This is a genomic window from Pseudomonas sp. WC2401 (assembly GCF_041200115.1).
GTDB classification, from domain to species: Bacteria; Pseudomonadota; Gammaproteobacteria; order Pseudomonadales; family Pseudomonadaceae; genus Aquipseudomonas; species Aquipseudomonas fragi.
In genome coordinates this window covers 661,815-676,007 of the sequence record NZ_CP165623.1, presented here as the reverse complement: position 1 = coordinate 676,007, position 14,193 = coordinate 661,815, and the positions used below count along the sequence as shown (strand labels likewise).

13 protein-coding genes are annotated in these 14,193 nt (G+C 56.3%); all 13 read left to right on the top strand.

Annotated elements, in window-relative coordinates:
* Positions 1-10 precede the first annotated feature (10 nt).
* The 13 genes from yidC (at position 11) to atpA (ending at position 14,187) form a co-directional block, all read left to right on the top strand.
* Positions 11-1,693: a membrane protein insertase YidC gene (gene yidC / locus AB3G35_RS02935; protein WP_016782866.1), complete on the top strand. Its 1,683-nt coding sequence runs from the start codon at positions 11-13 to the stop codon at positions 1,691-1,693.
* Positions 1,694-1,772: 79 nt separating this feature from the next.
* Positions 1,773-3,140: a tRNA uridine-5-carboxymethylaminomethyl(34) synthesis GTPase MnmE gene (mnmE, locus tag AB3G35_RS02930; protein WP_086799506.1), complete on the top strand. Its 1,368-nt coding sequence runs from the start codon at positions 1,773-1,775 to the stop codon at positions 3,138-3,140.
* A gap of 235 nt (positions 3,141-3,375) precedes the next feature.
* Complete coding sequence (locus AB3G35_RS02925) at positions 3,376-4,992, top strand: ATP-binding cassette domain-containing protein (protein ID WP_340079228.1); 1,617 nt, start codon at positions 3,376-3,378, stop codon at positions 4,990-4,992.
* Between the two features lie 504 nt (positions 4,993-5,496).
* Positions 5,497-7,389 (top strand): tRNA uridine-5-carboxymethylaminomethyl(34) synthesis enzyme MnmG, encoded by a 1,893-nt coding sequence (gene mnmG / locus AB3G35_RS02920; protein WP_016782869.1) that lies wholly within the window; start codon positions 5,497-5,499, stop codon positions 7,387-7,389.
* Positions 7,386-8,030 (top strand): 16S rRNA (guanine(527)-N(7))-methyltransferase RsmG, encoded by a 645-nt coding sequence (gene rsmG, locus AB3G35_RS02915; protein ID WP_086799502.1) that lies wholly within the window; start codon positions 7,386-7,388, stop codon positions 8,028-8,030. Before mnmG ends, rsmG begins: the two co-directional genes overlap by 4 nt.
* A gap of 18 nt (positions 8,031-8,048) precedes the next feature.
* Entirely contained in the window at positions 8,049-8,840 is a 792-nt protein-coding gene (locus tag AB3G35_RS02910; RefSeq protein ID WP_016782871.1) for a ParA family protein, read from the top strand.
* A 9-nt stretch (positions 8,841-8,849) separates the two neighbouring features.
* Positions 8,850-9,722: a ParB/RepB/Spo0J family partition protein gene (locus AB3G35_RS02905; RefSeq protein ID WP_016782872.1), complete on the top strand. Its 873-nt coding sequence runs from the start codon at positions 8,850-8,852 to the stop codon at positions 9,720-9,722.
* Positions 9,723-9,870: 148 nt separating this feature from the next.
* A complete protein-coding gene (locus AB3G35_RS02900; protein WP_003437994.1) occupies positions 9,871-10,278 on the top strand; it encodes a F0F1 ATP synthase subunit I in 408 nt (135 codons plus the stop codon).
* Between the two features lie 16 nt (positions 10,279-10,294).
* Complete coding sequence (gene atpB, locus AB3G35_RS02895; protein ID WP_016782873.1) at positions 10,295-11,164, top strand: F0F1 ATP synthase subunit A; 870 nt, start codon at positions 10,295-10,297, stop codon at positions 11,162-11,164.
* A 122-nt stretch (positions 11,165-11,286) separates the two neighbouring features.
* Positions 11,287-11,544, top strand: coding sequence for a F0F1 ATP synthase subunit C (gene atpE, locus AB3G35_RS02890; RefSeq protein ID WP_002555987.1), 258 nt, complete (start codon positions 11,287-11,289; stop codon positions 11,542-11,544).
* 57 nt (positions 11,545-11,601) lie between these two features.
* Positions 11,602-12,072, top strand: a complete 471-nt coding sequence (locus AB3G35_RS02885) for a F0F1 ATP synthase subunit B (protein WP_016782874.1) — start codon at positions 11,602-11,604, stop codon at positions 12,070-12,072.
* 12 nt (positions 12,073-12,084) lie between these two features.
* Entirely contained in the window at positions 12,085-12,621 is a 537-nt protein-coding gene (locus AB3G35_RS02880; RefSeq protein WP_369782294.1) for a F0F1 ATP synthase subunit delta, read from the top strand.
* 21 nt (positions 12,622-12,642) lie between these two features.
* Positions 12,643-14,187: a F0F1 ATP synthase subunit alpha gene (atpA, locus tag AB3G35_RS02875; protein ID WP_086799496.1), complete on the top strand. Its 1,545-nt coding sequence runs from the start codon at positions 12,643-12,645 to the stop codon at positions 14,185-14,187.
* The last annotated feature ends 6 nt before the right edge of the window (positions 14,188-14,193 follow it).

Genomic DNA, 14,193 nt, shown 5'->3' with positions numbered 1-14,193 from the left:
CCGAGTAATCATGGATATTAAACGCACGATCCTGATCGTCGCTCTCGCAGTCGTGTCCTACGTTATGGTTCTGAAATGGAACCAGGACTACGGCCAAGCTGCCCTGCCGACTCAGAATGTTGCCGCCAGCACCACCGCGCCGGCTTTGCCCGACACGGTTTCAGGTAACAACGCTTCGAACAGTGCCGATGTACCCAGCGCCAATACTGATACCAGCACACCGACTGAAACCCCGGTGGCTGCAAGCAAAGACCTCATCCATGTAAAAACGGATGTTCTGGATATCGCGATTGATCCACAGGGTGGCGACATTGCCCAGCTGCGTCTGCCGCTGTACCCACGTCGCCAGGATCACCCGGATGTTCCTTTCCAGTTGTTCGATAACGGCAACGAACGCACCTATCTGGCACAAAGTGGCCTGACAGGCGTTGATGGCCCGGACGCCCGTCCGTCAGGTCGTCCTGTTTTCAGCACTGAGAAAAAGACCTACGAACTGGCCCCAGGCCAGGATCAACTGGTTGTTGACCTGAAATTCAGCGAAAACGGCATCAACTACATCAAGCGCTTCACGCTCAAGCGTGGTTTGTACGATGTACAAGTCAGCTATCTGATTGATAACGAGAGCGGCAAGCCGTGGAACGGCAACCTGTTCGCGCAATTGAAGCGTGACGCCAGTTCCGATCCTTCTTCCAGCACCGCCACCGGCACTGCGACTTACCTGGGCGCAGCCCTGTGGACAAGTGCAGAGCCGTACAAAAAAGTGTCGATGAAAGATATCGACAAGGCTCAGCTGAAAGAAACCGTACAAGGCGGCTGGGTTGCCTGGTTGCAGCACTACTTTGTGACCGCGTGGATCCCTCAGAAAGGCGATAACAACGTCGTTCAGACCCGCAAAGACAACCAGGGCAACTACATCATCGGTTTCACTGGCCCAACCTTGACCGTTGAGCCGGGCAAAACCGCTGAAACCAGCGCTACCCTGTACGCCGGTCCGAAAAGCCAGGGTGTACTCAAAGAGTTGTCCCCAGGCCTGGAACTGACCGTCGACTACGGCATCCTGTGGTTCATTGCCCAGCCTATTTTCTGGCTGCTGCAACATATCCACAGCCTGGTCGGTAACTGGGGCTGGTCGATCATCTTCCTGACCATGCTGATCAAGGGGATCTTCTTCCCTCTGTCGGCCGCCAGCTACAAGTCGATGGCCCGCATGCGCGCCGTGGCACCAAAACTGGCCGCTCTGAAAGAGCAGTTCGGTGATGACCGCCAGAAAATGTCGCAAGCGATGATGGAGCTGTACAAGAAAGAGAAGATCAATCCACTGGGCGGCTGCTTGCCGATCCTGGTGCAGATGCCGGTCTTCCTGTCCTTGTACTGGGTACTTCTGGAAAGTGTTGAAATGCGCCAGGCGCCGTTCATGCTCTGGATTACCGACCTGTCGATCAAGGACCCGTTCTTCATTCTGCCGATCATCATGGGCGCAACCATGTTTATCCAGCAGCGTCTGAACCCGACTCCGCCGGACCCGATGCAGGCCAAGGTGATGAAGCTGATGCCAATCATCTTCACCTTCTTCTTCCTGTGGTTCCCGGCTGGTCTGGTGCTGTACTGGGTTGTGAACAACTGCCTGTCCATCGCTCAACAGTGGTACATCACGCGTAAAGTCGAAGCGGCTACCAAAAAAGTCGCTGAGTAACTTACTCTGATAAGCACCACTCAAAACGCCCCCTAGTGGGGCGTTTTGCTATCCGTCACTTTTGTTTTGAGGCCTGTTTATGAGTGTTCCGGCTGAGACCATTGCCGCAGTAGCGACCGCCCAAGGCCGAGGTGGTGTGGGGATCGTACGTATTTCCGGGCCGCTCGCCCGTGTTGCGGCCAAAGCGTTCAGTGAACGCGAACTGAAACCGCGCTATGCCCATTACGGCCCTTTTTACGGCGAAAACCGTGAAGTGCTCGATGAAGGCATTGCGCTGTATTTCCCGGGCCCGAACTCCTTTACCGGCGAAGACGTGCTTGAACTGCAGGGCCACGGCGGCCCGATCGTTCTCGACATGCTGCTGCAGCGCTGCATCCAGCTGGGCTGCCGACTGGCACGCCCCGGGGAATTCAGCGAGCGGGCATTTTTGAATGACAAGCTCGACCTGGCCCAGGCCGAGGCGATTGCCGACCTGATCGAGGCAAGTTCTGCACAGGCTGCGCGTAATGCATTGCGCTCCCTGCAGGGGGCTTTCTCTCAACGTGTGCATAACTTGACCGAGCAATTGATCAGTTTGCGTATCTATGTCGAAGCCGCGATTGATTTCCCGGAAGAAGAAATCGACTTTTTGGCCGATGGCCATGTGCTCGGTATGCTCGACAAGGTGCGCGAAGAGTTATCCACAGTTCAGCGCGAAGCCGGGCAGGGGGCCTTGCTGCGCGACGGCATGACCGTGGTGATTGCCGGGCGGCCCAATGCTGGCAAGTCGAGCCTGCTCAATGCCCTGGCCGGTCGTGAAGCGGCAATCGTGACCGAGATCGCCGGCACTACCCGTGATGTGTTGCGCGAACATATCCACATCGATGGCATGCCGTTGCACGTGGTCGACACGGCCGGCCTGCGCGACACCGACGATCATGTGGAAAAAATCGGCGTGCAGCGGGCACTCAAGGCTATTGGCGAAGCTGATCGGGTGTTGCTGGTGGTCGATGCCACGGCGCCGGAAGCGGATGACCCGTTTGCCCTGTGGCCAGAGTTTCTGGAACAGCGCCCGGATCCGGCGAAAGTGACCTTGATCCGCAACAAGGCGGATCTGAGCGGTGAGAACATTGCCCTGGAAGTCAGCGAAGATGGCCATGTCACCATCAGCCTGAGTGCCAGATCCACAGAAGGGCTGGACTTGCTGCGCGAACACCTCAAGGCCTGCATGGGCTATGAGCAGACCTCGGAGAGCAGTTTCAGCGCACGCCGACGCCATCTGGAGGCACTGCAGCACGCCAGCCATGCACTTGAGCACGGCAGGGCACAATTGACCCTGGCGGGTGCAGGGGAGCTACTGGCCGAAGATTTGCGCCAGGCGCAACATTCCCTTGGCGAAATTACCGGGGCGTTCAGCTCGGATGACCTGCTGGGACGGATTTTCTCCAGCTTCTGCATCGGTAAATAATCCCTCAACCTTGTAGGAGCGGGCTTGCTCGCGATTGGATCGCCGTGGTGTGACAGGTACACCGCGTCACTGCCATCGCGAGCAAGCCCGCTCCCACAAGTCTTGCACTATAATTTTGCGGTACACATTCACACGAGGTATTAGTCCAATGCGCCATTGATGCCGCCGCGATGCTTGCGGCCAGTTCTTCATTCCCCTGCAACAGGGGGTAGATCTGTGCATCTTTGGAGTGCGTATGGCTCTCGTGACCTGTGTGACGCTGGAAAGCGTTTCTTATCATCTGCCCGGTGGCAGTTGCCTGTTTTCCGATCTTGATCTGCACCTCGACCAGCGCCGCACCGGCCTGGTGGGTAGAAATGGTGTGGGTAAAAGCATATTGGCGCAGCTGATCGCCGGAGATATTTCCCCCTCAAGAGGCCGCTGCATTCGCAACGGCTCTGTGCATTACCTGACACAGCAAATCAGTCCGGATCCTGAACAGACCGTTGCCAGCCTCGCCGGTGTGCAACCCATCCTTGCCGCGCTTGAGCGCATTGAGCAAGGCAGCAGCGCGCAAGCGGACTTTGACTGCGTCGGTGATCGCTGGGCTATCCGCCAGCAATTGCACGATCAACTTGGGCACAACAACCTTTCACACCTGACACCCTCCACACCCGCCTCAAGCCTGAGCGGTGGCGAAGCCATGCGCGTGGCACTAATGGGCGCCCTTATGTCTGAAGCCGACCTGCTGATCCTGGATGAACCGACTAATCATCTGGATCGACAACACCGCATGGCCCTTCATGAGCAGTTAGAGCGGTGGCCCAACGGCTTGCTGGTCATCAGTCATGATCGCGATTTGCTCGAACGGATGGAGCGCATCCTTGAGCTTTCATCCTTGGGGCTCACTGGATACGGCGGTGGTTACTCGTTTTATGCACAGGCCAGGGCCCAGCAAGGGGAGGCAGCGCAACATCAACTGGCCTTGGCCAGGCTTGAGCGCAAGCGGCAGGAACAGGTATTGCGTGAGCAAAGGGAAAGCCTTGAGCGCAGACAATCGCGGGGTAACAAGCAGGCCAGCGAGGCCAATCAGGCAAAAATCCTGCTGGGACGTCAAAAGGAGCGTAGCCAGGCCAGTAGCGGCAAACTGCGCATGCAACAGGATGCAGCGCGTGAGCTGTTGGATACTCAAGTTCGCCTGGCCGCGAACCGGGTTGAAGAGCAGCAGGCTATCTTTGTCCATCCACCTCAAGACTGTTTGACTACACCGGTGCAAATTGCAGAATTGATCAATGCGCGCCTGCCCCAGGGTGCAGAACATTTGCGCGCCATCGATCTGACCCTTACCCGTGGCCAGCGCGTGGCTTTGCTGGGACCGAACGGTTGCGGCAAATCGACATTGCTCAGGGTGCTGGCCGGGCAACTGCCGGTTGTTTCAGGCCGGGCACATACCTTCGTCAGCACCGCTTATCTGGATCAGAACCTGGAGATATTGGCAGCTGATCGCTCAGTCCTTGATCAATTGCAGTCTCTCAACCGGCAACTCAATGAAGGCCAATTGCGTACCCGGCTGGCGCAATTGGGCCTCAATGCCGATCAGGTCTGCATGCCATGCGGGGAGCTCAGTGGTGGTGAAAGATTGAAAGCCGCGATGGCCTGCGTATTTTATGCTCAGGTGCCACCACCGCTGCTGTTACTCGATGAACCCGCCAATCATCTGGATTTGCCTTCGATTCTGGCACTTCAAAGCATGCTCAATCAGTACCGGGGAACGCTGGTGGTCACTTCTCACGATGAGCTGTTTATCACGGCAATCGGAATGACCCACAAGCTCCAGGCATCACCCACAGGCTGGCTGAAAACTGCTGTTTAAGCCTGCCGGCCTCTACCGTTTATCACTTCAATCACTGACCGATCATCCGACCGCTTGCTGGAATGCGCCTGCAAGCGGTTTTCGGCTGCCTGTTTATGGGCCCTGAAACGCTCAAACACGGGAATAAGCCCTGTGCATAACTGCCCTTCAGGTCAGTGGGTAAGTAGGCCTTAAAACTGAAGATAACCACATCTGTGGATAAGCGCCTGTTTTACCCACAGGCTTAAAGCACTTATCCCAACCCCTCATCGGTGCATAACCACAGACTTTTGATTCTCTGTACAGTACATAGAATATGGGCTGTAGCAATCTATCCACAGAAAAGTGCCTCAGTAGAAATAAACATAAAAACAAAGCTTTATAAATTTCTTCTCTATTTATTTATCTATCTTGCCCTTATCCACAGCTGGTTAAATTTTGTGCAAAGGGTTCTTTAAGAAGGGCGAAGTCCCTATACTTCGCGGTCTATCCAAAAAACCCCTAGTAACAGGCACGAGGTGCGTGGTGAATTTCCCTTCCCGTTTTGCAGTGATCGTCATCGGCGGCGGTCACGCCGGAACCGAGGCTGCACTTGCTTCAGCACGCATGGGCGTAAAAACCCTGCTGTTGACCCACAACGTGGAAACCCTCGGGCAAATGAGCTGCAATCCTGCAATTGGCGGGATTGGTAAAAGCCATCTGGTTAAAGAAATCGACGCCCTGGGCGGCGCGATGGCGATTGCCACCGATAAAGGCGGCATTCAGTTCCGCGTACTCAATGGCCGTAAAGGCCCGGCAGTGCGGGCAACCCGCGCACAGGCCGACCGCATCTTGTACAAGGCGGCGGTACGCGAAATTCTGGAAAACCAGCCCAACCTGTGGATATTTCAACAGGCCGCTGATGACCTGATCGTTGAACAGGATCAAGTGCGTGGCGTAGTGACCCAAATGGGCCTGCGTTTCATGGCTGATGCCGTGGTTTTGACAACAGGCACCTTCCTCGGTGGACTTATCCACATCGGGATGCAGAATTACTCGGGCGGCCGCGCCGGTGATCCACCTTCGATCGCCCTGGCACACCGTCTGCGTGAACTGCCGCTGCGAGTGGGCCGCCTGAAAACCGGTACACCACCGCGTATCGATGGCCGCTCTGTGGATTTCTCGGTCATGACCGAGCAACCGGGCGATACCCCGATTCCCGTGATGTCGTTCATGGGTAACAAGGAACAGCACCCGGCCCAGGTCAGTTGCTGGATTACCCATACCAACGCACGGACACACGAAATCATCGCGTCCAATCTTGATCGTTCACCGATGTATTCCGGTGTGATCGAAGGTATCGGCCCGCGTTATTGCCCGTCGATCGAAGACAAGATCCATCGCTTTGCCGACAAGGAAAGCCATCAGGTCTTTATCGAGCCGGAAGGTTTGACCACCCACGAGCTGTACCCGAACGGGATTTCCACCTCCTTGCCGTTCGACGTGCAAATCCAGATCGTGCAATCGATTCGCGGCATGGAAAACGCCCATATCGTGCGTCCGGGCTACGCCATCGAGTACGACTACTTCGACCCGCGTGACCTCAAGTACAGCCTCGAAACCAAAGTTATCGGCGGCTTGTTCTTTGCCGGGCAAATCAATGGCACCACCGGCTACGAAGAGGCCGGTGCGCAAGGTTTGCTGGCTGGCGCCAACGCTGCATTGCTCGCACAGGGCAAGGAAAGCTGGTGCCCGCGTCGTGATGAGGCGTACATCGGAGTATTGGTCGACGACCTGATTACCCTGGGTACTCAAGAACCGTACCGGATGTTCACTTCCCGCGCCGAATACCGCCTGATCCTGCGCGAAGACAACGCCGACATGCGTTTGACCGAAAAAGGCCGCGAACTGGGCCTGGTCGACGACGCCCGTTGGGCGGCTTTCTGCACCAAGCGCGAAAGCATCGCGCAGGAAGAACAGCGCCTCAAAAGTACCTGGGTTCGCCCGGGTACCGAGCAGGGCGATGCCATTGCAGCCAAGTTCGGCACGCCGCTGACCCATGAATACAATTTGCTCAACCTGCTGACCCGCCCCGAAATCGATTACGCCGGTCTGGTTGAAGTGACCGGGCAGGGCGCAGAAGACCCGCTGGTTGCCGAGCAGGTTGAAATCAAGACCAAGTACGCCGGTTATATCGATCGTCAACAGGACGAAATTGCCCGTCTGCGTGCCAGTGAAAACACCAAGCTGCCTGTGGATATCGATTACACGACCATCTCCGGTCTGTCGAAAGAGATCCAGAGCAAGCTGGGCGCTACCCGTCCCGAGACCCTGGGCCAGGCTTCGCGTATCCCGGGTGTGACCCCCGCGGCGATTTCCCTGTTGATGATTCACCTGAAAAAGCGCGGCGCTGGCCGCACGTTGGAGCAAAACGCTTGAGTTCGCTGGTAACCGCACAACACGCCGAAGAGTTATCCACAGGTGCACGCCAGTTGGGCGTTGCACTGACCGAAAGCCAGCATCAGCAATTGCTGGGTTATCTGGCCCTGTTGATCAAATGGAACAAGGCCTACAACCTCACGGCTGTGCGTAACCCGGACGAAATGGTGTCACGCCATTTGCTCGACAGTCTGAGTGTGATGCCCTTCATCGAAAACGGCCGTTGGCTGGATGTGGGCAGTGGCGGCGGCATGCCGGGTATTCCCCTGGCGATCCTGTTTCCCGAGTCGCAAGTGACCTGCCTGGACAGCAACGGCAAGAAAACCCGTTTCCTGACCCAGGTAAAACTCGAACTCAAGCTGGATAACCTGCAAGTTATCCACAGTCGCGTCGAAGAGTTCCAGCCTGAGCAGCCTTTCAACGGAATTGTTTCCAGGGCTTTCAGCAGCATGGAGAATTTCAGCAACTGGACCCGTCACCTGGGCAACAGCGAAACCCGCTGGTTGGCAATGAAGGGCGTCCATCCGGCCGATGAGCTGGTAGCATTGCCGTCTGATTTTCGTCTAGATAGCGAACACGCCTTGACCGTTCCGGGTTGCCAAGGCCAACGCCATCTGCTGATACTGCGCCGCACGGCATGATTGGGAACGCAAGCAAGAATGGCTAAGGTATTCGCAATAGCGAACCAAAAGGGTGGTGTGGGTAAAACCACCACCTGTATCAACCTCGCAGCATCGCTGGTCGCCACCAAGCGCCGCGTGCTGCTGATCGACCTTGATCCACAGGGCAACGCCACCATGGGTAGCGGTGTGGATAAACACGGTCTGGAGAATTCGGTCTACGACCTGTTGATCGGCGAATGCGACCTGGCGCAAGCCATGCATGTATCCGAGCACGGTGGTTACCAGCTTCTGCCGGCCAACCGCGATCTGACGGCAGCCGAAGTCGTGCTGCTCGAAATGCAGATGAAGGAAAGCCGTCTGCGCACGGCCCTGGCACCGGTTCGCGAGAGCTACGATTACATCCTGATCGATTGCCCGCCGTCGCTGTCGATGTTGACCCTGAATGCTCTGGTGGCTGCCGATGGGGTCATTATCCCCATGCAGTGCGAGTACTTCGCACTCGAAGGCTTGAGCGACCTTGTGGATAACATCAAGCGCATCGCCGAGCTGCTGAACCCGAACCTGAAGATCGAAGGCCTGTTGCGGACCATGTATGACCCGCGCCTGAGCCTGATGAACGACGTTTCGGCGCAGCTCAAGGAACACTTCGGTGAGCAGCTCTACGACACCGTGATTCCGCGCAACATCCGCCTGGCCGAAGCACCGAGCTACGGCATGCCGGCGCTGGCGTATGACAAAAATTCCCGTGGCGCGATTGCTTACCTTGCCCTGGCGGGCGAGCTGGTTCGTCGTCAACGTCGTTCTACCCGCACGCCTCAGCCAACTTAAGGAAATCCCATGGCCGTCAAGAAACGAGGTCTCGGACGCGGACTGGATGCACTCCTGAGTGGTCCAACGGTCAGCTCGCTGGAAGAGCAAGCGGTCAAGGTTGATCAAAGCGAACTGCAACACCTGCCCCTGGACCTGATCCAGCGCGGCAAGTACCAGCCTCGTCGCGACATGGATCCGCAGGCACTTGAAGAACTGGCCAGCTCGATCCGCACCCAGGGCGTGATGCAGCCGATCGTGGTGCGCCCGATCGAAGGCAATCGCTTCGAGATCATCGCTGGTGAGCGTCGCTGGCGTGCCAGCCAGCAGGCTGGCAAAGACACGATCCCGGCGATGGTCAAAGACGTGCCGGACGAAACCGCCATTGCGATGGCGTTGATCGAGAACATCCAGCGCGAAGACCTCAATCCGATTGAAGAAGCCGTCGCCTTGCAGCGCTTGCAGCAAGAGTTCCAGCTGACTCAACAACAGGTGGCCGACGCTGTGGGCAAGTCCCGGGTGTCTGTGGCCAACTTGTTGCGATTGATTTCCTTGCCGGAAGTGATCAAGACCATGTTGTCCCACGGCGACCTGGAAATGGGCCACGCACGCGCACTGCTCGGTTTGCCTGATACTCAGCAGGTTGAAGGGGCGCGACACGTTGTCGCACGCGGTCTGACCGTACGTCAGACTGAAGCCCTGGTTCGCCAGTGGTTAAGCGGCAAACAAGAGCCCGCTGAACCGGTAAAAGCCGATCCGGACATTGCCAGGCTCGAACAGCGTCTGGCAGAGCGGCTAGGCTCTGCGGTGCAGATCCGCCACGGAAAGAAGGGAAAAGGCCAGTTAGTGATTGGTTACAATTCTCTGGATGAGCTGCAAGGAGTGCTTGCTCACATCCGCTGAAACATTTCCTCATGTAGCGCGCAGTCGGAAATCACTACCTGACAGTTGAATAGGGGCTTCGTCGCCCCTATACTCTGCGCGCATTTTGTCGGCACAAATTATGCCAAGTTTTCAATCTTTGGTAGCCGACCTTTGAGGAGCAGTTGTGATGGAAACCCGCACGCCAAACCGCTTGCCGTTCCATCGCTTGGCGGTTTTTCCGGTTTTGCTGGCTCAATTTGTCGTTTTATTGCTGGCTGCTCTGGGGCTCTGGCAATGGCATGGAGTCGTCGCCGGATATTCAGGACTCTGCGGAGGCCTGATAGCTTTGCTACCCAATGTGTATTTTGCTCACAGGGCTTTTCGGTTTTCCGGCGCCCGAGCAGCGCAAGCCATCGTCCGGTCGTTTTACGCCGGCGAGGCAGGCAAGTTAATTTTGACGGCAGTGCTGTTCGCGCTGACGTTTGCAGGTGTGAAGCCATTGGCGCCGCTAGCTGTATTCGGCGTCTTCGTGTTGACCCAACTGGTCAGCTGGTTCGCTCCCCTGCTAATGAGAACAACACTTTCGAGACCTTAGGGCGTTTGAGGCAACCATGGCAGAAACAACCGCTTCGGGCTATATCCAGCACCACTTACAGAACCTGACCTTTGGGCAGCTACCTGATGGCGGCTGGGGCTTTGCCCACACCGTTGCAGAAGCTAAATCAATGGGCTTTTGGGCGTTCCACGTCGATACCCTCGGCTGGTCGCTGTTTGTTGGTCTGATCTTCATCCTCGTATTCCGCATGGCGGCCAAGAAGGCAACTTCCGGTCAGCCAGGCGCACTGCAGAACTTCGTAGAAGTCCTGGTGGAATTCGTTGATGGTAGCGTAAAAGACAGTTTCCACGGTCGCAGTGCTGTTATCGCACCGCTGGCGCTGACCATTTTCGTGTGGGTGTTCCTGATGAACGCCATCGACCTGATCCCGGTTGACTGGATTCCTCAGTTGGCGATCCTGATCACTGGCGATGAACACTTCCCGTTCCGTGCCGTACCGACGACAGATCCAAACGCGACAATGGGCATGGCCCTGTCGGTGTTTGCACTGATCATCTTCTACAGCATCAAGATCAAGGGCATCGGCGGCTTCATCGGTGAACTGACCCTGCACCCATTCGGCAGCAAGAACATTTTTGTTCAGGCGCTGCTGATTCCGGTGAACTTCCTGCTCGAATTCGTGACGTTGATTGCCAAGCCTATTTCGTTGGCTCTGCGTCTGTTCGGCAACATGTACGCTGGCGAACTGGTGTTTATCCTGATCGCCGTAATGTTCGGCAGCGGCCTGCTTTGGCTTAGCGGTCTGGGCGTGGTGCTGCAATGGGCGTGGGCTGTATTCCACATCCTGATCATCACCTTGCAAGCGTTCATCTTCATGATGTTGACCATCGTCTACCTGTCGATGGCACACGAAGATAATCACTAAGATCCGCTTCGGCGAATCTGGTGCTCCTCTCACCTTCGGGTGAGAGGGCGTCGCAAAATGATTTTGTTTTACCGCTTTAATCTAAAAACCTAAACCATACGACGTAAAAGTCGGGAGGAAAGATGGAAACTGTAGTTGGTCTAACCGCTATCGCTGTTGCACTGTTGATCGGCCTGGGCGCACTGGGTACCGCAATTGGTTTCGGCCTGTTGGGTGGCAAGTTCCTGGAAGGCGCAGCGCGTCAACCAGAAATGGTTCCAATGCTGCAAGTTAAAATGTTCATCGTTGCCGGTCTGCTCGACGCCGTAACCATGATCGGTGTTGGTATCGCACTGTTCTTCACCTTCGCTAATCCTTTCGTTGGTCAACTCGCTGGCTAATCACTCGAATTTTCGAGTTGATTAGAGTGATGGACAACGAACGAGCGAGGTGTTGGCGTGAACATTAATGCAACCCTGATTGGCCAGTCCGTTGCGTTCTTCATTTTTGTACTGTTTTGCATGAAGTTCGTGTGGCCTCCGGTCATCGCGGCATTGCAAGAACGTCAGAAGAAGATTGCGGCTGGACTGGACGCTGCTAACCGAGCAGCTCGCGACCTGGAGTTGGCCCAAGATAAAGCGGGTCAACAACTGCGCGAAGCTAAGGCTCAAGCAGCTGAAATCATTGAGCAAGCCAAGAAACGCGGTACTCAGATCGTAGACGAAGCCCGTGAACAGGCTCGCGTTGAAGCTGACCGTGTGAAGGCTCAGGCTCAGGCCGAGATCGAACAGGAACTGAACAGCGTTAAAGACGCCCTGCGTGCCCAATTGGGTAGCCTGGCTGTTGAAGGCGCAGAGAAGATCCTGGGTGCCACAATCGATCAAAACGCGCACGCGGAGCTGGTTACTAAACTGGCTGCTGAAATTTAAGCGAGGGCGATCATGGCAGAATTGACCACGTTGGCCCGACCTTACGCTAAGGCAGCCTTCGAGCACGCCCAGGCCCACCAGCAACTGGCCTCTTGGTCAGCCATGCTCGGCCTGGCTGCAGCAGTGTCGCAAGACGACACTATGCAGCGCGTGCTCAAGGCCCCGCGACTGACGAGCGCAGAAAAGGCCGCCACATTTATTGATGTGTGCGGCGACAAGTTCACTGTAGAAGCACAGAGCTTCATCAACGTCGTTGCCGAAAACGACCGTCTCCCGCTTTTGCCGGAGATCGCCGCTCTGTTTGACCTGTACAAGGCCGAACAAGAGAAATCGGTAGACGTTGAAGTGACCAGTGCTTTTGCATTGAACCAAGAACAGCAAGACAAACTCGCCAAGGTTCTCAGTGCACGACTCGACCGGGAAGTGCGCCTGCAAGTTGCGGAGGATGCCAGCCTTATAGGTGGTGTCATCATCCGCGCCGGCGACCTGGTTATCGATGGCTCGGTTCGCGGGAAACTCGCAAGCCTTGCCGAAGCATTGAAATCTTGAGTTTGAAGGGGCAGCAGAGCAATGCAGCAACTCAATCCTTCCGAAATAAGTGAAATTATCAAGGGCCGCATCGAAAAACTCGATGTGACCTCCCAAGCCCGTAACGAAGGCACTGTCGTCAGCGTATCTGACGGCATTGTGCGGATTCACGGTCTGGCCGACGTAATGTACGGCGAGATGATCGAGTTTCCGGGCAGCGTCTTCGGTATGGCTCTCAACCTCGAGCAAGACTCTGTAGGTGCCGTAGTACTGGGCGCATACACGACTCTGGCTGAAGGCATGAGCGCCAAGTGCACTGGCCGTATCCTGGAAGTTCCGGTTGGTAAGGAACTGCTGGGTCGCGTTGTCGACGCACTGGGTAACCCTGTTGATGGTAAAGGTCCACTGGGCAACACCGAGACTGATGCAGTCGAGAAAGTTGCTCCAGGCGTGATCTGGCGTAAGTCGGTAGACCAGCCTGTACAGACTGGCTACAAGGCTGTCGATGCCATGATCCCTGTCGGCCGTGGCCAGCGTGAGCTGATCATCGGTGACCGTCAGATCGGTAAAACCGCTCTGGCGATCGACGCGATCATCAACCAGAAGAACAGCGGCATTTTCTGTGTATACGTAGCGATCGGTCAGAAGCAATCGACCATCGCCAACGTGGTTCGCAAGCTGGAAGAAAACGGCGCGCTGGCTAACACCATCGTCGTTGCTGCCAGTGCATCCGAATCCGCAGCGCTGCAGTTCCTGGCACCGTACTCCGGTTGCACCATGGGCGAATACTTCCGCGACCGCGGTGAAGACGCGCTGATCGTTTATGACGATCTGTCCAAGCAAGCAGTGGCTTACCGCCAGATTTCCCTGCTGCTGCGCCGTCCACCAGGCCGTGAAGCTTACCCAGGCGACGTGTTCTATCTCCACTCCCGTCTTCTGGAGCGCGCATCCCGCGTATCCGAAGAATACGTAGAGAAGTTCACCAACGGCGCAGTGACCGGCAAAACCGGTTCCCTGACCGCACTGCCGATCATCGAAACCCAGGCTGGCGACGTTTCCGCGTTCGTTCCGACCAACGTGATTTCCATCACTGACGGTCAGATCTTCCTGGAATCGGCCATGTTCAACTCCGGGATCCGTCCTGCAGTGAACGCCGGTGTTTCGGTATCCCGTGTGGGTGGTGCCGCTCAGACCAAGATCATCAAGAAGCTGTCCGGTGGCATCCGTACCGCTCTGGCTCAGTACCGTGAACTGGCAGCATTTGCCCAGTTCGCTTCTGACCTGGACGAAGCGACCCGTAAGCAACTTGAGCATGGTCAGCGCGTTACCGAGCTGATGAAGCAGAAGCAATACGCACCAATGTCGATCGCTGACATGGCGCTGTCGCTGTATGCCGCTGAGCGTGGGTTCCTGACTGACGTCGAAATCACCAAGGTCGGTAGCTTTGAACAAGCGCTGATTGCTTACTTCAACCGCGATCACGCCGAGCTTATGGCGAAGATCAACGTTAAAGGTGACTTCAATGACGAAATCGACGCTGGCATCAAAGCCGGTATCGAGAAGTTCAAGGCCACCCAAACCTGGTAAGCCGCA